Source organism: Pseudomonas sp. xss_4, from assembly GCF_043104125.1.
Taxonomy (GTDB): Bacteria; Pseudomonadota; Gammaproteobacteria; order Pseudomonadales; family Pseudomonadaceae; genus Aquipseudomonas; species Aquipseudomonas parafulva_B.
Map to the genome: position 1 here is coordinate 16,174 of NZ_JBICKJ010000093.1, position 23,959 is coordinate 40,132.

A 23,959-nucleotide genomic window follows, 5' to 3' on the forward strand; every position below is an offset into this window, starting at 1 on the left:
GGCCTGTGGTAGTCAGGGCTTTTCCTTGCCCTCGGGCAGGAACCAGTTGAGTACCAAGGCACAGATGCCTCCGGTAGCAACTCCTGACTCCATCACGTTGCGAATCGCCGCTGGCATATGGGCAAGGAATTCGGGTACCTGCGCCACGCCCAGGCCCAAGGCCAGCGATACGGCGATGATTAATAATGCGCGGCGATCGAGCCGGGTGCTAGCCAGGATATTGATACCCGAGGCTGCCACTGCGCCGAACATGACCATGGCCGCGCCGCCTAGCACAGGCTCTGGAACCGCCTGGATCACCCCGGCAACACTGGGGAACAAGCCCAGCAGTATCAGCATCCCCGCAATCCAAACGCCGATGTGACGGCTGGCGATACCGGTCAGCTGAATGACGCCGTTATTCTGGGCGAAGATTGAGCTTGGGAACGTATTGAACACGCCAGCCAGCAGTGAGTTGGCGCCGTTGACCAGCACGCCACCCTTGATGCGCTGCATCCACACCGGGCCTTCCACGGGCTGGCGCGAGACCTTGCTGGTGGCGGTTACATCACCGATGGCCTCCAGAGAGGTCACCAGGTAGATCACCAGCATCGGGATGAACAGTGCCCAGGAAAAACCGAGGCCAAAGTGCAAGGGTGTCGGCACTTGGAACAGGGCGGCCTCGTGCATGCCGGTGAAGTCCAGGCGGCCCAGATAGCCGGCCAGGGCATAGCCCGCCGCCAGCGCGATGACGATGGCGCAACTGCGCAGCCAGACCACCGGTATGCGGTTGAGGATGACGATGATCGCCAGTACCACGCCTGACAGCAGCAGGTTCTCGCCGTTGGCAAAGGTCCCGTTGGCCATGGCGCCAAAACCACCGCCCATGCTGATCAGGCCGACCTTGATCAGCGTCAGGCCAATCATCAGCACCACGATGCCGGTCACCAGCGGGGTGATCAGCCGTTTGACGAAGGGCAAGATGCGCGAGACGCCCATCTCGACGAATGAGCCTGCAATGACCACGCCGAAAATGGCGGCCATGACGCCTTCTACAGGTGTGCCTTGCTTGACCATCAAGGCCCCGCCAGCAATCAGCGGGCCGACGAAGTTGAAGCTGGTGCCTTGCACGATCAGCAAGCCGGCACCGAAAGGGCCGAAGCGTTTGCACTGGATGAAGGTGGCGATGCCGGAGATGACCAGAGACATGGACACGATCAGGTTGGTATCCCGGGCCGAGACGCCCAGCGCCTGGCAGATCAGCAGGCCAGGGGTGACGATCGGCACAATGATCGCCAGCAGATGTTGCAGCGCTGCCAGCAAGCCGATGAGCAGCCGTGGCTTGTCTTCCAGACCCAGTACCAGTTCGTTGTCAGGCGCTGTTGCACCTGGGCTGTGTTCCTGTGAGCTCATTGCGCAGCGCTGCCCGTCTATAAAAAGGAGCGCATTCTACGGGCAGAATAGGGAATACGGTAGGGGAATACCGGTTAGCCGCCTGTTCGACGATCAGCGCCTTTGTTACCTGACCTTTAGGTCAATAAGTATGGGCGCAGTACCGCTTTCAAACCGTGCAAGTTCGGTAAAAAACGCAGGCACAAAAAAGCCCGCGTAAGCGGGCTTCTTTGGACACACGTTGGTTCAGTCGTCACGACCCATGATGCCGAACAGCTGCAGCAGGCTGATGAACAGGTTGTAGATCGAAACGTACAAGCTGATGGTCGCCATGATGTAGTTGCGTTCACCACCGTGGATGATGGCACTGGTCTGGAACAGGATGCATACCGACGAGAACAGCACGAAGCCGGCGCTGATGGCCAGTTGCAGGCCGCTGATCTGGAAGAAGAAGCTGGCCACGACCGCACCCAGCAGGACGAAGAAGCCTGCGGTGATGAAGCCGCTGAGGAAGCTCATGTCCTTGCGGGTGATCAGCACGTAGGCCGACAGGCCACCGAACACCAGCGCCGTCATGGCAAAGGCCGAACTGACCACTTCGGCGCCGCCGCTCATACCCAGGTAGCGATTGAGGATAGGGCCGAGAATGAAGCCCATGAAACCGGTGAGGGCGAAGGTGGAAACCAGGCCCCACACCGAGTCGCGCAGCTTGGCGGTGAGGAAGAACAAGCCATAGAAGCCGATCAGCACGACGAACACGTTCGGGTAGGCGAACCGCATCTGTTGTGAGATGAAGGCCATCAGGCCGCTGAATGCGAGGGTAAGTGCCAGCAGGCTGTACGTGTTGCGCAGGACCTTGCTGATCTCCTGCTGCTCGACCTGCTGGCCGTGATGTACGGCATAATCCTGTTCGCGCATGGCGACACTCCTTGGTGAACCTGTGATATGAAACGTCGAAGATGGTAGGAGTCTACCAGAGCTCCTGCAAGCCGCGACACAGAGAGTTTGACAGCGTGTTTCATTCCGGTATTATGGCGGCCGCAAAGCAGCTGGAAGCGTGGCCGAGTGGTTTAAGGCAACGGTCTTGAAAACCGTCGATGGGCAACTATCCTAGAGTTCGAATCTCTACGCTTCCGCCACTATTCTTCATCAAAGCCCTGATTTATCAGGGCTTTTTTGTGTCAGGCCGGTTTCCGGCTTTTGACCAAGCCTTGCCAGTGTTCGCCGTTTGCCAATCGCAGCATTTGAGTAACACCTCCCTCCCTCGCTCGCACCGATCCCCTCGCCGAAAAACTACGCAACACCCCCCCTAATGTGGCAGTGTGGTTCCCCTCGCCAGCCTCACAGAGACCCCCATGCCAACGCGCAAAACCGGTATCCGTGCCCAACAGGCCGACCGCACCCGAGACAACATCCTCAAGGCGGCCGTACAGGTCTTCAGCCGGGAAGGCTTCGCTGGTGGGCGCGTCGAGCAGATTTCCACCCTGGCCAAATCCAACGACCGAATGATCTATTACTACTTCGGCAACAAGGAAAAGCTGTTCATCAGTGTGCTGGAGCACATCTATGCCAGCTTCAACCAGGCCGAAGCCGGGCTGCAACTGGACCTGGCCGACCCTGAGCAGGCGGTGCGCACGCTGGTGGCATTCATTTGGGATTACTACGTGCAACACCCCGAATTCGTCACCCTACTGGCGACCGAGAACCTTCACCAAGGCGAGCATGCGCGCAAGTCGCAGAACCTCAAGGCCTTGTCGGGCGAGGCGGTTGGCGTGCTGCGGCCGATCATCGACGCGGGCCAGGCGAAGGGCCTGTTTCGTGACGACATCGACATTACCCACGCCTACCTGATGATTGCTTCGCTCTGCTATTTCTACAACTCCAACCGCCATACGCTCAGTTCGTTCCTGGCAGTGGACCTGGCTGACCCCAAGGCCAAGGCCGACTGGTTGGCCTTCATCAGCGACCTTGTCCTGCGCGGCCTGCGCCTGTGACTTCAATGGCTGCCTGGGTTGGCGCGCACCTGCGCGACCTTGGCGGCGAGCCCTGGCCAGGCGGGCTTGTCACCTGCAAAACGCTGGCGCAGGTATGCCGCAAGATCGGCTATCTGGCGGTCCGACAAGCTGTCCTTGAAGCCCGGCATGTAGCCCAGGTCGCGGGTAGCTGGGGTAGGGATGCCGTGCAGTATCACCCGTAGCAGATTGTCTGGCAGCTCGCTGTGAACGTTGCTGTTCACCGCCATCGACGGGCTGACGCCGAACAGTTTCGGCCCCTGTCCATCGCTGTGGCAGGCCATGCAGGCGCCTTTGAACACGCGTTCGCCATTGCTCAATGACACGTGGGTTTCAGCCGGCTGCGGGGCCTTGGCCGCCTGCGGCTGAGGCTCGCCATCGAGTGAGCTGAGGTAGTGGGCGATGGCACGCACGTCGCTTTTGGGCAGCGTCGCCAGCTCGCTGACCACCGGGCCCATGGGGCCTGCCGCCACCCCGTGCTTTTCAGAAAACCCAGTACTCAGGTAGTTGAACAACTCGTCTTCAGTCCACGGGGTGGTTGATTTGCCCAGCGCATTGAGGGGCGGTGCTTCCCAGCCATCGACCATCCCTCCGGCCAGGTAGCTGCTGCCAGCTTTCTCGGCGCCCATCAGGTTACGCGGTGAATGGCAGGCCGTGCAGTGGCCGAGGCCATCGACAAGGTAGGCGCCGCGGTTCCACTGAGCGCTGCGTTGCGGGTCTGGCTGGTATTCCCCGCGCTGCAGAAACAGGGCGTTCCAGCCAGCCATCAGCGGTCGCTGGTTGAACGGGAAGCGCATCTGGTTGGCGGGCGCTTGCTGGCGTACCGGAGGCTGCGACATCAGGTAGGCATACAGTGCTTGCATGTCGGCATCGTTGATGGCGCTGAACGAGGTGTAGGGAAACGCGGGATACAGGTGACGGCCATCACGGCTGATGCCTTCACGCATGGCCCGTTCGAAGGCGGCGAATGACCAGCGGCCAATGCCGGTTTCCGGATCGGGCGTGATGTTGGTGGTGTGGAGGGTGCCGAAGGGCGTCTGCATGGCCAGACCGCCGGCATTGACCTTGCCACCGCTGACCGTATGGCACACGGCGCAATCGCCGGCCGCAGCCACCTGGCGCCCGCGCTCGAGCATCGCGGCGCTCCAGCTGCCAGCGCCGGGCGGGGTAACCGGTGCGATTTCACTGCGCCATGGCAGGGCGGTGGCAAGCATGCCCAGGGCTGCGCCCAACACCCCGGCCAAGCCGCCGAACCACCACTTTGAACGTTTATTTGCAGGCTGCGTCGGAGTCGATGGCCCAGGCCCCTGGCCATCGCCACCCAGGGCGGCGCGCACCCGTTCGGCGGTGATCGGCAGCTCGCGAAAGCGGATCCCGGTGGCGTCGAAGATGGCGTTGGCAATGGCAGCGGCACTGGGTACCGAAGCCGATTCGCCGCTGCCCATCGGTGCTTCGTGCTGACGCGGCAGCATCATCACGTCGATGGCAGGCAGCTCAGGGAAGGTCAGGATCGGGTAGCCGCCCCATTCTTTGCTGGCCACGGTCGACTCTTCGAAACTGACTTGCTCCTTGAGCACCCGGCTGGTGGACTGGATGACATTGCCGTGGATCTGGTGGCGCACGCCCTCGGGGTTGACCATCATCCCGGCGTCATGCCCGATCACCACGCGGGTGACGGCGACTTCACCGGTACGCCGGTCAACGGCTACGTCAGCCACCCAGGCCGCCCACGCGGCGCCAAAGCCTGGGAATTTACTGTGGATGTAGCGCGCGTAGGCAAAGCCGCGCCCGCGCAGCACGTCACCTTCGCCCTGGCTTTGCATGGGCTGGGTATGCGGCTGCCAGTCGGCGCGCGCGGCGGTAGCCTTGACCAGGTCGATGGCACGTGGGTCGGACAAGTGCTTGAGGCGGTATTCCACCGGATCGACACCCGCTGCGAACGCCAGCTCATCGATATAGGACTCGTGGGCAAAGCTGTTGGGCATGGCCGATACGCCGCGCATCCACGAAGCGCGCACCAGCGGCGTCATGTCGTTGATGGTCACGCGCATGTGCTCGTAGTCATAGGGTGGAATCGACGTGCGGTCGCCCATTTCGAACAGGGCCGGTACGGGTTCCACCGCCCCGGTGAGCAGCAGGGCCAAGGTAGGCGCGCCGTTGGACGGGTAGCTGGTCTGGAAGTCATAGGCAGCCACGCTGCCATCGGCGTTCAGGCCGCCGTCGATCTCCATCAGTTGGGCTGTGCCCTTGGGTTCCCAGGCGTGTTCCTGCTCGCGGGTCAGCTGTACCCGCACAGGGCGTTGCACGGCGCGCGACAGCAGCACGGCGTCGGCGCAGACGTCGTCGGCGCAGTTGCGGCCATAGCAACCGGCAGCCTCCATGCGGATGATTTCGATGCGCTCCTCGCCGCAGGCCAGCAGCCAGGCCAGATCAGCGCGCAGCAGGTGTGGGTTCTGGGTGCCGGACCACACGCGGATCTGCCCAGGCGTGTAGTCGGCCAGCGCGCACGATGGGCCAATCGAAGCATGCAGCTGATACGGCCATAAATAGGTACGGCTCAGGCGCTGGCTGGCATTGGCAAGGCCGGCATCGACATCGCCTTGGTCCAGCACCGTGCGTTGAACCCTTGGGTTGTTGCGGATGGCCTGGGCTACATCGCTCAGGTCGGGCAGCTTGCCGGTAAAGGGCTTCCAGCTGATTTTCAGGTCCTGAGCAGCCCGGATGGCCTGCTCCTCGCGCTCGGCAACCACGCCGACGAAATCGCGGATCACGACCACCGCCACGACGCCCGGTACGTGGGCAATGGATGATTCATCGACGGCCAGCAGGCTGTTGCCCACGAAGTCGCCGCTGTCGTGGCCAGCATAGGGCGGACGGATCACTCGCCCATGCAGCATGTCGGGCAGGCGCATGTCGTGAACGTAGGTCAGTTCACCGGTGGCCTTGCCGGGAATGTCCACGCGGGCGGTGCTGCGCCCGACCAACGTGTAGTCTTCGATGGGTTTGAGCGGCGCATCCTCGGCAATGTGCAACTGTTGGTTTTCACCCGCTACCAGTTCGGCGTAGCTCAGCGTGTTGCCGTCGTTGGTGATTACCGTGCCTTCTTCGATACGCAGCGACGCGGGCTCGCACCCAAGGCGCAGCGCCGCCCGTTGCAGCAAATGACGGCGTGCAGTCGCCGCAGCCTTGCGCAAGGGCACGGCTGAAATCTGCAGGGTGGCGCTGGCGATGGTCGCGCCTTGATTGGGCGCCCGCTCGGTATCGCCCAGCACCATGTGCACCTGGTCCATGCGCAGGTTCAACTCTTCGGCGACGATCTGCGCCAGCGAGGTGCGGATACCGGTACCCAGGTCGACGTGGCCATTGAAGGCATAGACCCTGCCGTCGTCGCAGACGGCGATGAACAGCGCCAGTTCGCGCTCCCGGGTCACGGGCGTTACACCCTTGGCCACCGGGCCGGAAGGCGGGGTGATCTGATCGACGATCAGCAGCACGCCGGTCTTGGCCAGCAGTTGGTCACGGCTGGGCACCTGTTGCGAGTGGTTCATGCTTTCCTCCGGGTGTCGGCGGCGCGGCGCACGGCGCGCAGGATTTCGACGTGGGTGCCGCAGCGGCACAGGTTGCCGGACAGTTCGTTGCGAATCTGCTCATCGCTGGGCTGGGGGATTCGATCGAGCAGGGCCGTGGCGGTCATGATCATGCCGTTCATGCAGTAGCCGCATTGGGCTGCCTGCTCGTCGATGAACGCCTGCTGCACAGGGTGCGGCGCACGCTTGCAGCCCAGCCCTTCGAGGGTAGTGATCTCGCGGCCGACGGCCCCGGCCAGGGGGATGATGCAGGAGCGAGCGGCCACGCCGTCGATGATCACCGTACACGCGCCGCATTCACCCAGGCCGCAGCCGTACTTGGGGCCGTTCAGGCACAGGTCGTTGCGCAGGATCAGCAGCAAGGGCGTTTCAGGCGGGGCGTCGACGTCGAACGACTGGCCGTTGACCTGCAGGCAGAGGGTTGTTTGCATGATGGGCTCATCTCTGGAGGTGACTTGCGCTACCGAAGCACCCACAGGTGGCGTGCATTTCGGTAAGTACTCACTACATGAAATGAATGAGCAAGAAGCAGGCCAGGGATACGGATGAGCAGGGCAGGGGCAATGAGCTCACTGAATCGGTGGCTCAGGCAGGGCGTAAGACGAGGGGGCTTTCCAGCCGTGATGCTGCTCAGGCCGCGCCGTCGTCGCTGTCGATCATTTTGCGCAGCAGGTACAAGATGGCCACGCGCTCAGCGGCATTGAGGCTGCCCATGCTCAGTTCACTGATCTGCCGGGCGCAAGGGATCATCGCATCGAGCAATGCCGCACCGCTGTCGGTGAGCGTGACGATCACCTTGCGCCGGTCTCCCGGGTCTGGCGAGAGCTGTACCAGTTCACGGGCTTTCAGGCGCTCGACGATGCCGCGAATGGTCGCCTGGTCCACGGCCGTGGCCTTGATCAACTCGGCCTGAGAGCTGGGGCCATGGTCGCGCAGGGCGCACAGGGTGACGAATTGAATGGAGGTCAACTGTGGGTCGCACGCCTGCTGCTGGAAGATCGCCGTGTGCCGCTGATAAGCCTTGCGCAGTAAGTGGCCCACCTGTTCGGTAACGTCGTAAGGGGCGGTGTCGTGGAGGGGGCTGCTGGGGGAAGTCTTGTTCGGCATGGGAGGGCTTGGGCTGGTGGAAAGGAGCTGGCCGGCCGCCAATAGCGGAGCGCCCGGCCAGTATAACTGTTATCGCGCCAGTGATTGCTGGGGCGCGACCACGTCCCCGGCCATGACCACGGCCTGATCGTCCAGGTAGATATCGCAATTGCGCAGCGGGATGTCCAGGTGGCAAGGGGTCTTGCGCTTGCCGCCCACTTCGGTGTTCGGGCCCGTGGAGAACAGGAAGTTGCCGTAGAACGCGCGGGCATCCATGCACATCCCGTCGTTGCGGTCGTGCAGGCCCATGGCAGTCCACTGGGCGCGCGGCTGCAAGCCCCAGCCGATGTGCGAGATGCCGTAGACCTCAGGGTCGTTAAAGTATTTGAGGTAGTCGCGCAGGTACTCGGCCTCGAAGCCGCCATGAATGCCGGTGATGAAGCCCTTTTCAATCTCGAGCGTGATGCGCTCACGGCAATAGTTCTTGAACGGCAGGATGATGTCGCCTACATCCAGGACCAGCGTGCCCTCGGCGCTGTCCTCGTTCGGCCAGGTGAACAGGAACCCGCTGGGCCAGTGATCCCAACGCCCTGGCTCGTCGGCGTAGCCGTACTCGGTGACTGCCGGGTACTGGCCGAGCGGTGCATGGAAGTCGCTGCCGGCCCTGGATCGCACATGCATGCTGCGCGCCTGCTTGAGCAGGGTTTCGGCAGCCAGTACCCGGCGCTTGTCGTCCTCGTTGGGCAGCATGCGCGCCAGCACTTCGGCGGGTTCCACTGCCAGCAGAATGCGGGTGCCAGTCTTGAGAATCTGCTCCTGCTCGGGGGAGTGCAGAAGCATCATCGTGTCGACGATCAGGTCGGCGGCCTCCAGCGCGCGCTGTGCCGCCAGGTTGCCGGTGAGTGCCGTATCGCCGCAGTAGGCGGTCATGTCACGGCCCATGGCGGTGGGGTGATTGAATGCCGGCAATTCCACGGCGTAGACCTTCGCCCCTAGTCGCTGCGCCGCTTCCATCGCGGCATTGACCGTGCGCGGATCGGAGTAATGGCTCTTGAGGACGGCAACGCTCTGGGTGTCGTCCACTCGGGACAGCTTCAGTACGTGCTCGAACATCTGGGTCAATTGTGCATTGCTCACCGGCATCGTGGTTTCTCCTAGGCAGTCTCTGGCGGAATAAAGCGGTGCACCATCGCAGTGCTCGACGCTTTGTCATGGTGCAAAACAATAGTGTGTACACCATAACTGGTTTGATGAAAACGCATTCATTGGATTGACGCAAGTGATCTTTAGAACGTTACCATTCAACCCAATCCCCCATTAATCGGTAACATTATGATCTTTTTGAGTTTCGATCGCTTGTTTGAAAATATTTTCATGGGCCTATTCCTAAGAGCCATTTAAAGTGTATACGCTGTAAATGACTCGCGGCCATGCCGCTTGCCACACATCAGAACAACAGGAGACTCTCCATGCGGGGAAGCCAAAAAATCGCAATCGTCGGCGCGGGTTTAGGTGGGGCGGCAGCGGCAACGTTGCTGCAGCAGGCCGGCTTCGATGTGGAGGTGTACGAACAGGCCCCGGCGTTCACCCGCCTGGGTGCCGGTATCCACATCGGCCCCAACGTCATGAAGATCTTTCGGCGGATGGGGCTGGAACAGAGGCTGGAGCTGATGGGCTCGCACCCGGACTTCTGGTTCAGCCGCGACGGTCAGAGCGGCGATTACCTCTCGCGTATCCCACTGGGTGAGCATGCTCGCCGCGAATACGGGGCGGCCTACATCACCATCCACCGGGGGGACTTGCATGCGCTGCAGATCGACGCCATCAAGCCCGGCACCGTGCACTTCGGCAAGCGCCTGGAAAAGATCATCGACGCGGGTGATCAGGTGCGTCTGGACTTCGCCGATGGCACCCACACGGTCGCGGACATCGTCATCGGAGCCGACGGCATCCACTCCAAGATCCGCGAAGAGTTGTTGGGCGCCGAAGCGCCGAACTACAGCGGCTGGGTGGCGCACCGGGCGTTGATTCGTGGGGTCAACTTGGCGCAGCATGCCGACGCATTCGAGCCTTGCGTCAAGTGGTGGTCCGAAGACCGGCACATGATGGTCTACTACACCACGGCCAAGCGCGACGAATACTACTTCGTGACCGGTGTGCCCCACGAAGCGTGGGACTTCCAGGGCGCCTACGTGGACAGCAGCCAGGAAGAAATGCGCGCTGCCTTCGAGGGCTATCACCCCACCGTCCAGAAGCTGATCGATGCTACCGAATCGATCACCAAGTGGCCGCTGCGCAACCGCAACCCGCTGCCGCTCTGGAGCCGTGGGCGTCTGGTGATGCTCGGCGACGCCTGTCACCCGATGAAACCGCACATGGCCCAAGGCGCCTGCATGGCCATCGAGGATGCGGCCATGTTGACCCGCTGCTTGCAGGAGACCGGTTTGTCGGACCACCGCACCGCCTTTGCCCTGTACGAGGCCAACCGTAAAGAGCGAGCCTCGCAGGTGCAGTCGGTGTCCAACGCCAACACTTGGCTCTATACGCAGGAGGATCCGGCCTGGGTATACGGCTATGACCTCTATGGCCAGCCGCTCAAGAGCGGGGAGGCCGCATGACTACCTTCCTCAACGGCGGTCATGTAAGCGCCAATGGCATCCGTCAGCATTACCTGCGCTATGGCGGCAAGGGGCATGCGCTGATCGTGGTGCCGGGGATCACCAGCCCGGCGATTACCTGGGGGTTCGTCGCCGAGCGCCTCGGCCAGCACTTCGATACCTACGTACTGGATGCACGCGGGCGCGGTTTGTCATCAAGTGGCCCTGATCTGGACTATGGCACCGATGCCTGTGCCAGCGACATTCCCGCCTTTGCCGCCGCGCTGGGCCTGGACAGTTATCACCTGATCGGCCACTCGATGGGCGCACGGTTTGCGATTCGTGCCGCTGCCAACGGCGCGCCAGGCCTGCAGAAGCTGGTGTTGGTCGACCCACCGGTATCCGGGCCAGGGCGCCGCGCTTACCCAAGCAAGCTGCCCTGGTATGTCGACTCCATTCGCCAGGCCAGCCTGGGTATGAGTGGCGAGGACATGCGCACCTATTGCGCCACCTGGAGCGACGAGCAGCTGGCGCTCAGGGCCGAGTGGCTGCACACCTGCTACGAGCCTGCGATCGTGCGGGCCTTCGACGACTTTCACGAGGTGGACATCCATCAGTATCTGCCCGCCGTACGCCAACCGGCGTTGTTGATGGTGGCTGGGCGCGGCGGGGTGATCGAGCCGTGCGACATCGATGAAATCCGTGAGCTCAAGCCAGACATTCAGGTCGTACAGGTTGCCAACGCTGGCCACATGATCCCGTGGGACGATCTCGATGGTTTCTTTGCCGCATTCGGCCTTTTCCTCGACCGATCCGTTGCCTGAAGGAGCACCAGACATGACCACGCTATACCGCATCGGCCAGATCGTGCCGAGTTCCAACACCACCATGGAAACCGAGATACCGGCGATGCTCAACGCGCGCCAAGCCATCCGCCCGGAGCGCTTTACCTTTCATTCCAGCCGCATGCGCATGAAGCAGGTGAGAAAGGAAGAGCTGGCGGCCATGGATGCCGAGTCCGACCGCTGTGCGCTGGAGCTGTCCGATGCCAAGGTCGATGTACTGGGCTACGCCTGCCTGGTGGCAATCATGGCCATGGGCCTTGGCTATCACCGGCAATCCGAACAGCGCCTCAGGCAGGCGACTGCCGACAACGACGCACTGGCGCCGGTCATCACCAGTGCCGGAGCGCTAGTCGAAGCCTTGCATGTGATGAAGGCCAAGCGCATCGCCATCGTCGCCCCGTACATGAAGCCGCTGACCGAGCTCGTGGTGAACTACATCCGCGAAGAAGGCTTTGAGGTGCAGGACTGGCGCGCCCTGGAGATTCCCGACAACCTGGCCGTAGCCCGTCACGACCCCGCCAACCTGCCAGGCATCGTAGCCGGCATGAACCTTGAAGGGGTGGATGTGGTGGTCTTGTCGGCCTGCGTGCAGATGCAGTCGTTGCCGGCCGTGGCCAAGGTCGAGGCACAGACCGGCAAGCCTGTGGTCACCGCTGCCATCGCCACCACCTACGCCATGCTCAAGGCGCTGGACCTGGAAGCGGTGGTGCCAGGTGCCGGTGCCTTGCTGTCGGGCGCTTATTGAAATCGGGAGGTGGACATGAGCGAGGCACAAAGTGCTCGGGACAACTATCAGGGTGTATGGGGGCAGCGTATTGGCTTTGGTCGCGCACCGGCGTTGCTGATGATCGACTTCATGCAGGGCTACACCACGCCGGGGGCTGCGCTGTACGCCCCAGGCGTCGTCGCGGCAGTGGAACAGGCCGCGGACCTGCTGGCGCTAGCCCGCGATTGCGGCATTCTGGTGGTGCATACCAACATCCGCTACCAGCCTCCGCATTTTGTCGATGGCGGTGTCTGGGTGCGCAAGGCGCCGGTGATGAAGGACATGGTCGAGGGCAACCCCTTGGCTGCGTTCTGCGAGGCCGTTGCCCCACAGCCGGAGGAGTTGGTGCTGAGCAAGCAGTACGCCAGCGCTTTCTTCGGCACCAGCCTGGCGCCGCTGCTGCACGCCCAAGGGGTGGATACCGTGGTCTTGGCCGGCTGCTCCACCAGCGGTTGCATCCGCGCCAGCGCGGTCGATGCGATGCAGCATGGCTTTCGAACCATCGTGGTGCGCGAATGTGTGGGTGATCGCCATGATGACCCGCACCACGCCAACCTGTTCGACATCGACAGTAAGTACGGCGATGTGGTTTCCCGCCAGGAAGCGATGGCGCAATTGAGGCAATCGACCGGCTGACACCGGCAGGGGGCCTACCCAATAACAATCGAGGAACGGTGCCGGAAGCACGTTCATGATCGCCTGCTGTCCGGGTGGTCGCCCCGCAGGAGCACTCGGGGTTTTTTCAGGCGTGGCCTGGGCACGTTGCGTGTAGCGCGCGACGGTACTGGTGCGTCGAAAACTGCTGGCCTTAAAAACAACCACAAAGTCGCCCGCCAGGAGACAGGAAATGCCAATTGCGAATGCAACCACGGTCCACAGCGACATCGATCAGGGCACCAAAGCGCTGTACAGCAAGATCACCTGGAGGCTCATTCCCTTCCTGTGCTTTTGCTACCTTGCCGCCTACCTGGACCGTATCAACGTCGGCTTCGCCAAACTGCAGATGCTCGAGGATCTGCAGTTCAGCACTGCCGCCTATGGCCTGGGTGCCGGGCTGTTCTTCGTCGGCTACATCATTTTCGAGGTCCCCAGCAACCTGATCCTGCAGCGCGTCGGCGCCAAGCTGTGGATCGCCCGCATCATGATCACCTGGGGGCTGTTGTCGGCGTGCACCATGTTCGTCAGCACCACCACCCAGTTCTATATCCTGCGGTTCCTGCTCGGGGCTGCCGAAGCAGGCTTTTTGCCAGGGGTGCTGTTCTACCTGACCATGTGGTACCCCACGTACCGGCGTGGGCGCATCATTGCCCTGTTCATGATCGGGCTGCCGCTGTCGAGCGTGATTGGTGGACCGATCTCGGGCTGGATCATGGGGCATTTCGATCAGGTGCATGGCCTGCATGGCTGGCAGTGGCTGTTTTTGCTGGAGGCCATCCCCAGCGTGCTGCTCGGCATTCTGACCTTCTGGGCCTTGCCCAATCACTTCCAGCAGGCCAAGTGGTTGTCCAGCGAAGACAAGGCTCAGCTGGCAGCAGACCTTGCCGCGGACGATGCAGAGGGCAAGGACAGCAAGCACAGTTTCCGTGACGGGTTCTTCAACCTCAAGGTGTGGATGCTTGGCGGTATCGATTTCTCGATCCTGCTCAGCGCCTACGCAATGGGCTTCTGGATGCCGACCTTCATCCGCGATGCAGGGGTGAGCGACACGTTCCACATCGGCCTGCTCACTGCCATCCCGAGCCTGGCCGCATTGGCCGGCATGCTGATGATCGGCGCGAGCTCCGACCGTCACCGTGAGCGTCGTTGGCACATTATCGTGCCCTTCGTCGTCGGCGCCATCGCCATGGCCAGCAGTACATTGTTCAGCCAGAACCTGGTCATGACCGTATTCCTGTTCGCAGTCGCCTCGGCTGCGATCATTGGTGCGGTGCCGGTGTTCTTCAGCCTGCCGGCGACTTTCCTCAAAGGGACCGCGGCCGCCACCGGGTTTGCTCTGGCCTGTTCGGTGGCCAACATCGCCGGGCTGGTCAGCAACTCGCTGATGGGCCTGGTCACCGACTGGACCGGCACTTCCCACGCGGCGCTGTGGGTGTTCGCTGGCTGCCTGCTCCTGAGTTGCTTCCTGGTCATCGCCCTGCCAGCGAAGCTGGTCAACCGCTAGCGGTCCAGCGCTTCACGCCCGATAGGGCAGGCGGGCGGGTGCCGGCCTGCCCACACCCATTCTCGATGCAATCTGCACGTCGGCGGGCGTTCGTCTGGCCGGTGGATTGCTGTTGCCCGACATTCAGGAATCGCCCCATGCACGTTTGCACTGCACCGCGTTTTTTCCCGAAAGCACGCCTGGCCGGCGGCTGCATCGCAGCCGCGCTGTGTACCGAGGCACCGGCTGAAGAGGTCGGTTTTATCGAAGGCGCCCGTGCGACACTCCAGGCTCGCAATTATTTCTTCAGCCGAGACTACGCCGATATCAAGGGGGCGAGCACCCAATCGCGCACTCAAGAGTGGGCGCAAGGCTTCATCCTCAACGCCAGTTCAGGTTATAGCCAGGGCGTCCTAGGTGCCGGTGTCGATGTGATCGGCCTGTTGGGTTTCAAACTCGACAGCAGCCCTGAACACGCACGCTCAGGCCTAATGCCAAGTCTTGACAGCGGCACGTCCGCCGACCAGTACAGCCGCGTGGGCGCGGCGCTCAAGTTCAAGGTTTCCCAGACTGAGTTGAAGGTGGGCGAATTGATGCCCAATCTGCCTGTGTTGCTGTTCAGCGACCTGCGCCTGCTGCCGCCGACCTACCAGGGCGCAATGCTGGAGTCGCATGAGTTTGCGGGGCTGACGCTCAGTGCCGGCCAATTTCGCTCCACCAGCCTGCGCGATTCGTCCAACAGTCAGAAAATGTATGCGCTGGTCAACGACCCCATCAACCCCGCACGATTGGCCCGCTTTACCAGTGACCGCTTCAATTACCTGGGCGCCGACTATGCCTTCAACGACAACCGCACCAGCGTGGGGGTCTGGCAGGCGCAACTGCAGGACATCTATCAGCAACGGTTCTACAGCCTCAAGCACGCCGAACCCCTGGGTAACTGGACCTTGGGTGTGAATGCCGGCTATTTCCAGGCGCGCGAGGATGGGCGCAACCTTGCCGGCAACTATGACAACCATGCGCTGTTCAGCCTGTTCTCGGCAAGAACGGGCGGGCATACGTTTTACGTGGGCTACCAGCAAATTGGCGGTGAGGACGGTTTCATCCAGGTGGGCGCCAACACCAACCCAATGGGTAATACCCTGCCGACCTACGAGTTCTCGGCGCCAGGGGAGCGTTCCTGGCAGGTGCGGCATGACTACAACTTCGCTGCATGGGGGATCCCCGGGCTGACCTCGACATTGCGCTACGTACAAGGCCGGGATGTCAAAACCGGGCTGGGCTTTGAAGGGCGCGACCGCGAGCGAGACCTGGACCTGGCCTATGTGGTGCAAAGTGGGCCGCTGGAAGGGCTCGGCGTGCGCGTGCGCAATGTGATGGCTCGCTCCAATTACCGAACCGATATCGACGAGAACCGCGTGGTGCTCAGCTATACGGTCAAGCTGTTCTAGAGGCTGTAGCGCACGACCAAGCGAGTGCGCAGAACGATGAGCTCAGGCGTGCACCTGGCCGGCTATAAGCGACCAGGCGTACAGCTGCGCTCAGGTGCGACGTGAGGGAGGTCTTATGAGATTAATTATCATATGAGGATGATTATGATGTAGATTTGCGCGCACGGATTTTTACGCGCAAGGAGTCAGCCCGCAATGCCCCCGTTCATGTCCCACCCCACCACAGTCACCCTTGGCCTGTACGCTTGCTTGATCTGCCCTCCATCCCTGGCCGATACCCAGGCAAGACGAGACGACGCCGTGCTCGAGCTGGGCGCAACCGATGTGATTGCCACTGGCCTTGGCAGTGTCACCGAACACAGTGGCTCCTACACCACCGGTAGCATGAGCGCAGCCACCCGGCTGAACCTCTCGATCAAGGAGACACCCCAGTCGGTCTCGGTCATATCCCGCCAGCAACTGGACGACTTCCAGCTCAACAGCCTGTCCGAGGCCATGGCTCACGTCACGGGGGTCACGGTACAACGCAATGATTCGGAGCGACCGGGCTACTACTCGCGTGGTTACGCAATCAACAATTTCCAGATCGATGGCATGCTCAACACCTTCTCGGGGCTCAAGTCCGACTCGGACACCATCATCTACGATCGAATCGAGGTCGTGCGTGGGGCCACCGGTCTGACCACAGGCGCCGGCGATCCTTCGGGGACCATCGCAATGGTTCGCAAGCGCCCGACGCACGCGTTGGCAGTAAAGAGTGGCGTGAGCGGGGGCAGTTTCGACAATTATTACAGCTACCTGGACGTCGGTGGCCCGCTGGGCTGGGACGGCCGTCTGCGCGGACGCACCGTGCTGGCGTACCGTGACAACAAGTCATTCATGGACAAGTACGCCACCCAGCGTGAAGTGGCCTACGGCGTGCTCGAAGCTGACCTGACGCCAAGCACCGTGCTGGCGGTGGGGTATGACTATCAGAACAAGCATGTGCAAGGGTCATCATGGGGTACGGTGCCGTTCTGGAACGCCGACGGCAGCAAAGCCAACTTGCCCCGTTCCACCAACCTCAGTGCCCCCTGGTCTTCCTGGCCACTAAAAGACCAGACGGTGTTCGCTACTCTTGACCAGTATCTGGGCAACGACTGGGTCATGAAAGTGGCGTACACCCACCGGCAAAGCGACAGCGACGGAAAGGTCTACTATGGCGGCAATGGTTTTCCTGAGGCCGACCGTAGTGGCATGAAAGCCTGGTACTCGCACTTCGGGGGCTCCGAGCAGATGGACGCGCTGGACTTCAACCTCGCCGGCCCTTTCCAATTGTTGGGCCGCAGCCATGATTTCATGATCGGTTACGGCGAGTCGCGACGACGCGACAGTGAACCCTATCGCCTTGGTCTACCGGTACCCTACGGTTACGAAAATATTGCGGATTGGAAGTACATGGGGACCACCCCTACGTTCTACGACCTCGAAACCGGGCTCGACAGCTCGCGCTCCAGCATTCGTCAGAAGGCCGGCTACATTGCAACACGCCTGAACCCTACGGACCGCCTGCATATCGTGATTGGCAGCCGCTACGGCAGTTGGCAGACACAACAGCGGGAGTGGGATTACGGTGATGCCCTGGAAGTCGCCGATCAGTCCACCACCAAGCAGGTCCAGAATGATCAATGGACGCCCTATGCCGGCGTACTCTTCGATCTGACCGACCAGTTCACCGCCTATGTCAGCTATACCGATATCTTCAACCCGCAGACCGTGAGGGACGTCAACAAGCAGTACCTTGAGCCTATCGTAGGCAAGGTCTATGAGGTGGGACTCAAGGGCAGCCTGTTCGCTGAACGCCTGAACCTGAGCACGGCAGTGTTTCGCAGCAAGCAGGATAACGTGGCGGAACAGGACGACTCTGTGCCGCCCAATGGCAACGAGGTGTTCTACAAAAGCGGTGGCAAGGGCGTAGTTGTCGAAGGCTTCGAAGCTGAAGTTGCAGGCGAGGTGATGACCGGGTGGCAGATGAGCCTGGGCTACAGCTATACGCATGCAGCCACGGCCGAGAAAAAGCGAAAGAACACCGAGCAACCCTTGAACCTGGTGCGCTTGTCCAGCACCTATGCCCTAACCCCAGCATTGACTGTGGGGGCAAGCCTGGACTGGCAGAGCGACAATTTCAGGCTGGCCAACCGACCAGTGGGGCGCGACGGTGATCGAATCATCACGGCCAAGGATGAGATCGGCCAGAAGGCGTTTTCGGTGGTTGGGCTGATGGCGCGCTATCAGATCGATGAGCACTTGAGCGCTTCGGTCAACGTCAAGAACCTGTTCGACGAGCATTACTACAACAACGTCGGCTTCTACAACGGCGTGTACCACGGTGAGCCACGCACGATGATGGTCAGCCTGGATTGGAGACTCTGAGACCATGTGCTAGCCCGCAGCGCCCACCACCCGCGCGCTCGGCGAACGGGCGGTGGGCGCTGCTCAGACCAGGCCTTTACTCCGCGGCCTGTTCCACTGCCGGCTCGACTGCAGCCTCGCCCTGTTCTGCAGGCGCTGCGGTCTGTGCCTTGGCCTGGGCCCGCTTGCGGCGTTCCTGGTTACGCTGTTGGGCTGCCTGACGCTTGGCATGGATCGCCTGGGCGGCAGTCACCACGCCCGCCGGCTGGCCGTTAAGGTCCAGGCGCGGGGCGTTTTCCACCATGCTGGTCCAGTAGCGGTTGCCCCGGCACCAGGTGGAAATGCCCAGCTTCAGTTGCTCACGGGTGATGCCCAGCAGCTCCAGGTGTTGCTCGGCATCTTTGAAGATGCCCTCCTTGAGCGGCACCTTGGGCGCAGGGTTGACGGGGAAGGCCAACGGGAAGTGCTTCTGCAGGGGCCAGATGGCGGCCACTGCCGGGTCCAGTTCACGCGGCTTGGTCTTCTGGGGCGGCTTGCGCTTGGCCGGCGCTGGGGCGCTTGCCTGTTGCTGCTCTTTTTCAGCCCGCAGGCGATCCCGTAGCGCTGCCAGTTGTTCAAAGCTCATCGTTCAATTCACTGCTTCAAGGTTGATTGCGTGGTGCAAGGATATGCGATGCAGCCCCGGTGAGCAGCCCAAAAGGCACAAATCGTCGCTTTTTTTACAGAAACTCACGACGGCCTTGCTCCGGGGCAGCGTATTTGCGTCACACAATCGCGCGAATCCCTGCCCCAGGGGCACGGTGCAAGCTTTCCTGGCAGGCCGCATCCCCTTTGTCATCAAGCCCTAGACCTTGAACTTGGCGACCATTGCGTTCAGGTCCACCGCCAGGCGTGACAATTCCTGGGCGGCGGCGCTGGTCTGGTTCGCGCCGGCCGAGGTCTGCATCGCCAGGTCCCGGATGTTCACCAGGTTTCGATCCACTTCGCGGGCCACCTGGGCCTGCTCTTCGGAGGCGCTGGCGATCACCAGGTTGCGTTGGTTGATGGACGAAATGGCCTCGGCAATCGTGTTCAGTGCCTGACCTGCGGATTGGGCGATTTGCAGGGTGCCTGAGGCGCGCCCTTTGCTTGCGTGCATGGCCCCGACTGCAGACTCGGTGCCCGACTGGATGCCTGTGATCATGCTTTCGATCTCGGCGGTCGATTGTTGAGTTCGGTGCGCCAGCGCCCTGACTTCATCGGCGACCACGGCAAACCCACGGCCGGCTTCACCGGCGCGCGCAGCCTCGATGGCAGCGTTGAGCGCAAGCAGGTTGGTCTGGCCTGCGATCGAGCCGATGACATCCAGTACCCGGCTGATTTCGTTGGCGCTGGTGGCCAGCTGTTCGATTTCCTGCGAAGTGGTCGTGACATCGCCAACGAGCTGACCAATGGACTGCAGCGCATCGTTGACCCGTTGCTGACCCTCACGGGTGGTCTGGTCTGCACCTTCGGAGGCATCGGCGGTGTTGACGGCATTGCTGGCCACTTCCTCCACCGCTGCGGTCATCTGGTTCACCGCCGTGGCCGCCTGGTCGATTTCGGCGCTTTGCTGATGCAGGCCGCGGCTGGTGTCTTCGGTCACCGTGAACAGCTCTTCGGACGCCGAGGCGAGCTGGTCGGAGGCGGCAGCGATGCCGGCAATCGTCTCGCGCAGGCTGTCTTTCATTCTGGACAAGGCGTGCAACAACAGCGCGGGCTCGTCACTACCCGTCACCTCGATGACCTGGTTGAGCTCACCCGAGGCCACCCGCTCGGCGACGGCCACCGCTTCGCTCAAAGGCCGCACGATGCTGCGGGTCAGCATGATGGCCAGCGCGATCATCAGTACGATGATGCCGACGATCGTCGCCGTGATAATCGAGAAGGACTGCTCATAGGCCTCAGTACTGACCTGGGAGGCGTTGGTTGCGCCGTTGGAATTGTACTGGGTCAGCTCGATCAGCGACTTCATCATCGCGTCGGCATAATTGGCCAATTCACCATTGACCAGGCGAGTCGCTTCTGCAATGTCGTTTCTGCGTACGGCGTCAAGAATTGCGTCCTGCAACGTATGGTAGGTCGCGCTTCTGGCCAGAAAGGCGTCGTACAGGGCCCGGTCTCGTTCCTCTGTCGCTGTTGCCTTGTACGTTTCGATTTGTTCCTGGTAGTGCTTGGAGATGTCCGCGATCTTGTCCAGTGTCGCGGCCCTGGCGCTGGGGCTTTCTTCCAAAACGCTGCGCAAGGTCAGTGCTCGGACGCGGCCCAGGTTCATGCTGACCTCGTCCAGCAGCATGATTGCGGGTAACCATTCGGTGCGCACTTCGTCAGTGGCCTTGTCCATCGTGTGCATGCGGTACAACGATGCCAGCCCCAGGATCAGTACGAGGAGGGCGACCAGCGTGAAGATGACCGCCGCGCGCGTGCCAATTTTCAAGTTCCGAAAATACATGTGTAGCTCCTTGGTGTAGCAATGCTTGCTAGGCTAAGCAAGTCCAGCAGGGTGACCGTGAAAATAAGGCTGCAGCCCTCTCGTTGAAACAGCTATCGGCACCTTGGGCAATAAACTTTAAGAATAAACATAAGCAGTCTACGAACGGCGCAGTCCGCCATCCGATCGCTCAGTTGAGTGACTTTCAGCAAGCAGCGAGCCTATTTATTTTCGTTACCGCGCAGTGCTGCTTAGGTAACAATTTATTTCGCATTGATCTGGATCAATCAAATGTTGATCAGATCGACCGCAGGTCTTCGAAGTATTCTTTAACCCAGGTTCGGTTGAAGCAGGCGAGTGCCGGCCTCTTGCTGTGAGCTTCAGGAACCACGGGCAGCCCCGACCCTGTTGGAGGCCGGGGCCAGGGGGCTATTGCAGCGTCTCAGGCTTAAACGCACCCGGTAGTTGTGCCAGTGTGGTTTCGATTCGCGCTATCGATCCCGCCAGTGCGCTCGCTTCTTCGTGCTTGCCTTCACTGCTGAGCTTGTCCCGCTCGCGGCGCAGGTTCAACAGGGTTTTTTGAAGTCGCAACGCCGGCTCATTGTAGTCGTCCATATAGTTCTCTTAACGAAAAGCGTCCTTGCTGTTGTAGGAAAGGCTGACCGTAACAGCTCAGATCCATCCCATAAACTGATCTTTCATACAGCGGAAATGAAGCCTGAGGAAATCTCCTACATTACGCGCCAAATATTCCCACAAAGAGGCCGCAAAGCAGCAACTTCCACAGCTTCTGCTAGGCTCGAAGATTTCCGGCCAAGGAGAGGCCTGTGCATTTCATCGTGATCGAGCGGCATCGCAGTGCTTACCGACGCCCCCTTCGTTTCGCTCAAGGCACGCTGCTGGAAGTGGGCCCGCGTTACGAGAGTGAGCCGGGCATGCGGGACTGGTACTTGTGCAGTTGCACGGGCCAAGAGCCGGGTTGGGTACCGGAGCAGCTTATTGAACGCCTGGATTTCAATCAGGGTAGGGCGTTGGATCACTATTGCGCCCATGAGCTGGATGTGGACCCGGGTCAATTGGTGCAGCAGTTGCATCTGCTCAACGGCTGGCTGTGGTGTCGTCGTCACGGGGATGGGGAGCTGGGATGGTTGCCTGCCGGCAAGCTCCAGCAACTTATATGAACGTAAGCGAACCAGCGGCGGGATGGACGGGTACGAAGGGTGTCTACCCTTCATCTGATCTGCTTTTTTTCTACAAACCTGAATCTGTAACCGTATCAGTGAAAAACGGAAAATGACGTCATTCCGTATCACACTGTCGAGGTTTCAATGAGCAAGCTGGCGCTGTTCCTGGGTGGTTTCCTGCTGTTGACCATCATGATCGGGCTGCTGGGAACCATTCCTCCTAGTTGATCGCATGAGCGTTTCCCTCCTTCCAGCCCGCCGGGTTCCATTGCCCAGGCGGGCTTTTGATTTGTGCCACAGCCCAGCGCTGCTCAACTGTCATTCTTCAAGCCTGGTGTCTTCACAGCCCCCGCTGTGCACGGCTCATTCATTCAAGGGTCGAAGTGGGATAAGTCGTTCTCCAGGCTGGGAAATCTGTCCACAGAAAAAGTGGGTAGGTCTGTGGATAACGTGCTGCAACCCAAGCGCCCGGCGGGCTCCGTTAAATTGAGCAGAAATTGAGCAACATTTTGTCTGGCTTTTGGACTGCCTGATCGAGCGGGGCCGTCGCACAGGTCCTTGCTCAAATCGCCTGAGCGGCCGGCTTGACGTGCCGGCGATAATCTTGATTTGCCGGGTGAAGCTACTGATTTCAATGAGCGCACAGCAATAGGCTTAAATGGCCCGACGCTGCGGCTCAGCTTGCTCCACGCGATTGCGTCCCTTCGCTTTGGCCAGGTACAGCGCCTTGTCGGCACTGGCCAGCAATGCGGTCAGATCAGGAGTCGGCATGCCTTCGTCGCAGCCTGCCAGACCGATACTGACCGTGATCTGCAAACGCTGCCCGGCTTGCTCCACCTGAAGGTCCTGAACGGCACGGCGCAGGCGCTCGGCCGTAAATTGCGCCCTGTCCGGTGCAAGCCCTGGCACGATGATCACGAACTCCTCGCCACCCATGCGCGCGAATACTTCGCCGCTGTGCAACTGCTCCTGCAACGCATCGGCGAACTGGCGCAGCACCTGGTCGCCAACGGCGTGCCCGTGGGCATCGTTGATGGACTTGAAGTGATCGATATCCAGCATCATCAGCGTCAGTGGCAGGAACTGCTGATGCTGACGATTTTCCAGCAGTGCGTTTGCACGCTGGGTAAAGGCGCTGCGGCTCAAGGTACCCGTAAGGTGGTCGGTGGTGGCCTGGTGTGCCAGACGGGCAAGCAGGCTGCGATTGGCCTGGGTCACGCAGGCCACCACCAGCGGCCCCAACACCAACATCGCGATGCCCAGGCGCGCAGACATCAGCGCCGTCACACCCGACTCGCTCTGCGGCACGCTGAAGTGCATAAGGCTCTGGGCAACTGCAACGATCAACGTGCTACCGGCGGTCAGCGTCAACAACGAAACCAGAAAGGGCGAGTACGTCCAGGCACACCACAAAAGGGCGGCGATCGGAAACGCGATGGCGCCCGGGCCGCCGAACGCGATGCTGAACGCCAGCGACACCAGCATGACCAACAGCGGGGCGAGGCGAATCTTCTGGCTCCCGCCCTGCAACAAGGTACGCGCTGCCGGTGCGGTGAGCATCACCGGCAATACCAGCACCGCGGTGGAAAACTGCTCGCTGAACCAGGCCAGCCAGGTGCTGCGCAGGGACTGCTCGAACCAGGGCGCGGCCATCACCGAGGCCAGGCTCGCAGCCACTGAGGCCCCAGTCGCGCAGGCGCCGAATACGCATAGCACCCCATGGGGCGTGCGCATGCGCCGATGCAGGCGCGGCAAGCGCGAAAGCAATTGCCACAGGGTGACCACAACGCCCATGTTGCACAGGTTGAACCACAGCGCCGGCGCCAAGGCACTGGCACAGAGCAGGTCGGCGCCAACCATGGCCAACCACATCAGCACGAACCCGGACACAGTTGCCTGGCGGGGATAGCGCAGCAACACACCTGCCAGTGCGGCATTGACTGGCCAGAACAAGGACAGGGATTCGATCGGGCGAGCCAGGATGCCGCCAATGGTAAGCGCGAAGGTCAGGCTGAACAGTGCGGCGTAGGGCAACAAGCGCGATTGGGCTGGAAAAACCATGGGCTCGACCGGCAAGCGG

General features: G+C 61.3%; 18 protein-coding genes, 1 tRNA gene and 2 pseudogenes. 10 read left to right on the forward strand and 11 right to left on the reverse strand.

Annotated features, from left to right (window positions below; all coding sequences use genetic code 11):
• Positions 1-12: 12 nt before the first annotated feature.
• Positions 13-1,392 carry a nucleobase:cation symporter-2 family protein gene (locus ACF8GB_RS20750; RefSeq protein WP_058637906.1) on the reverse strand — a complete coding sequence of 460 codons (1,380 nt, stop codon included), beginning with the start codon at positions 1,390-1,392 and terminating at the stop codon, positions 13-15.
• Positions 1,393-1,617: 225 nt separating this feature from the next.
• Positions 1,618-2,289 (reverse strand): Bax inhibitor-1/YccA family protein, encoded by a 672-nt coding sequence (locus ACF8GB_RS20755; RefSeq protein ID WP_023534840.1) that lies wholly within the window; start codon positions 2,287-2,289, stop codon positions 1,618-1,620.
• 133 nt (positions 2,290-2,422) lie between these two features.
• Between ACF8GB_RS20755 and ACF8GB_RS20760 the strand changes: the two genes are divergently transcribed.
• Both ACF8GB_RS20760 and ACF8GB_RS20765 read left to right on the forward strand, forming a co-directional pair.
• A tRNA-Ser gene (locus tag ACF8GB_RS20760) sits at positions 2,423-2,510 on the forward strand.
• 216 nt (positions 2,511-2,726) lie between these two features.
• A complete protein-coding gene (locus ACF8GB_RS20765; protein ID WP_167339623.1) occupies positions 2,727-3,365 on the forward strand; it encodes a TetR family transcriptional regulator in 639 nt (212 codons plus the stop codon).
• Between the two features lie 2 nt (positions 3,366-3,367).
• Here the strand turns inward: ACF8GB_RS20765 and ACF8GB_RS20770 are convergent, their stop codons facing one another.
• The 4 genes from ACF8GB_RS20770 to ACF8GB_RS20785 form a co-directional block, all read right to left on the reverse strand.
• On the reverse strand, positions 3,368-6,931 hold the full coding sequence (locus ACF8GB_RS20770; protein ID WP_392527593.1) for a molybdopterin cofactor-binding domain-containing protein: 3,564 nt from the start codon (positions 6,929-6,931) through the stop codon (positions 3,368-3,370).
• Positions 6,928-7,401 (reverse strand): (2Fe-2S)-binding protein, encoded by a 474-nt coding sequence (locus ACF8GB_RS20775; protein WP_196127703.1) that lies wholly within the window; start codon positions 7,399-7,401, stop codon positions 6,928-6,930. The genes ACF8GB_RS20770 and ACF8GB_RS20775 overlap by 4 nt, the downstream gene beginning before the upstream one ends.
• Before the next feature lie 199 nt (positions 7,402-7,600).
• Positions 7,601-8,077 (reverse strand): MarR family winged helix-turn-helix transcriptional regulator, encoded by a 477-nt coding sequence (locus ACF8GB_RS20780; protein WP_058603435.1) that lies wholly within the window; start codon positions 8,075-8,077, stop codon positions 7,601-7,603.
• A gap of 69 nt (positions 8,078-8,146) precedes the next feature.
• On the reverse strand, positions 8,147-9,199 hold the full coding sequence (locus ACF8GB_RS20785; RefSeq protein WP_058603434.1) for a 2,5-dihydroxypyridine 5,6-dioxygenase: 1,053 nt from the start codon (positions 9,197-9,199) through the stop codon (positions 8,147-8,149).
• A 326-nt stretch (positions 9,200-9,525) separates the two neighbouring features.
• On the opposite strand from ACF8GB_RS20785, the gene nicC reads away from it, so the two are divergent.
• The 7 genes from nicC to ACF8GB_RS20820 all read left to right on the forward strand — a co-directional run bounded on the left by nicC (position 9,526) and on the right by ACF8GB_RS20820 (position 18,267).
• Complete coding sequence (nicC, locus tag ACF8GB_RS20790; RefSeq protein ID WP_392474923.1) at positions 9,526-10,674, forward strand: 6-hydroxynicotinate 3-monooxygenase; 1,149 nt, start codon at positions 9,526-9,528, stop codon at positions 10,672-10,674.
• Entirely contained in the window at positions 10,671-11,477 is an 807-nt protein-coding gene (gene nicD, locus ACF8GB_RS20795) for an N-formylmaleamate deformylase (RefSeq protein WP_392474924.1), read from the forward strand. The genes nicC and nicD overlap by 4 nt, the downstream gene beginning before the upstream one ends.
• A 13-nt stretch (positions 11,478-11,490) precedes the next feature.
• Positions 11,491-12,243, forward strand: a complete 753-nt coding sequence (locus ACF8GB_RS20800) for an Asp/Glu racemase (protein WP_058603431.1) — start codon at positions 11,491-11,493, stop codon at positions 12,241-12,243.
• A 15-nt stretch (positions 12,244-12,258) separates the two neighbouring features.
• A complete protein-coding gene (locus ACF8GB_RS20805) occupies positions 12,259-12,900 on the forward strand; it encodes an N-carbamoylsarcosine amidohydrolase (RefSeq protein WP_058603430.1) in 642 nt (213 codons plus the stop codon).
• 211 nt (positions 12,901-13,111) lie between these two features.
• On the forward strand, positions 13,112-14,425 hold the full coding sequence (locus tag ACF8GB_RS20810) for an MFS transporter (protein ID WP_392527594.1): 1,314 nt from the start codon (positions 13,112-13,114) through the stop codon (positions 14,423-14,425).
• 137 nt (positions 14,426-14,562) lie between these two features.
• Positions 14,563-15,855 carry an OprD family porin gene (locus ACF8GB_RS20815; protein WP_392527595.1) on the forward strand — a complete coding sequence of 431 codons (1,293 nt, stop codon included), beginning with the start codon at positions 14,563-14,565 and terminating at the stop codon, positions 15,853-15,855.
• A gap of 195 nt (positions 15,856-16,050) precedes the next feature.
• Complete coding sequence (locus ACF8GB_RS20820) at positions 16,051-18,267, forward strand: TonB-dependent siderophore receptor (RefSeq protein ID WP_326383519.1); 2,217 nt, start codon at positions 16,051-16,053, stop codon at positions 18,265-18,267.
• A gap of 76 nt (positions 18,268-18,343) precedes the next feature.
• On the opposite strand, the gene ACF8GB_RS20825 is transcribed toward ACF8GB_RS20820, so the two are convergent.
• The 4 genes and pseudogenes from ACF8GB_RS20825 to ACF8GB_RS20840 form a co-directional block, all read right to left on the reverse strand.
• Complete coding sequence (locus tag ACF8GB_RS20825) at positions 18,344-18,871, reverse strand: ProQ/FINO family protein (protein ID WP_078478373.1); 528 nt, start codon at positions 18,869-18,871, stop codon at positions 18,344-18,346.
• 219 nt (positions 18,872-19,090) lie between these two features.
• A pseudogene (locus ACF8GB_RS20830) lies at positions 19,091-20,092 on the reverse strand (methyl-accepting chemotaxis protein); the annotation flags it as partial.
• A gap of 90 nt (positions 20,093-20,182) precedes the next feature.
• Positions 20,183-20,716 (reverse strand): annotated as a pseudogene (locus tag ACF8GB_RS20835) (MCP four helix bundle domain-containing protein); the annotation flags it as partial.
• 408 nt (positions 20,717-21,124) lie between these two features.
• The gene (locus tag ACF8GB_RS20840; protein WP_145254783.1) at positions 21,125-21,310 is read right to left on the reverse strand and encodes a hypothetical protein; all 186 of its coding nucleotides are present in this window, start codon (positions 21,308-21,310) and stop codon (positions 21,125-21,127) included.
• Between the two features lie 212 nt (positions 21,311-21,522).
• Here ACF8GB_RS20840 and ACF8GB_RS20845 point away from each other — a divergent pair, with 212 nt between their 5' ends.
• Complete coding sequence (locus tag ACF8GB_RS20845) at positions 21,523-21,876, forward strand: SH3 domain-containing protein (protein ID WP_058637891.1); 354 nt, start codon at positions 21,523-21,525, stop codon at positions 21,874-21,876.
• Between the two features lie 657 nt (positions 21,877-22,533).
• Here the strand turns inward: ACF8GB_RS20845 and ACF8GB_RS20850 are convergent.
• A complete protein-coding gene (locus tag ACF8GB_RS20850; protein ID WP_392527596.1) occupies positions 22,534-23,955 on the reverse strand; it encodes a diguanylate cyclase in 1,422 nt (473 codons plus the stop codon).
• Between the last annotated feature and the right edge of the window lie 4 nt (positions 23,956-23,959).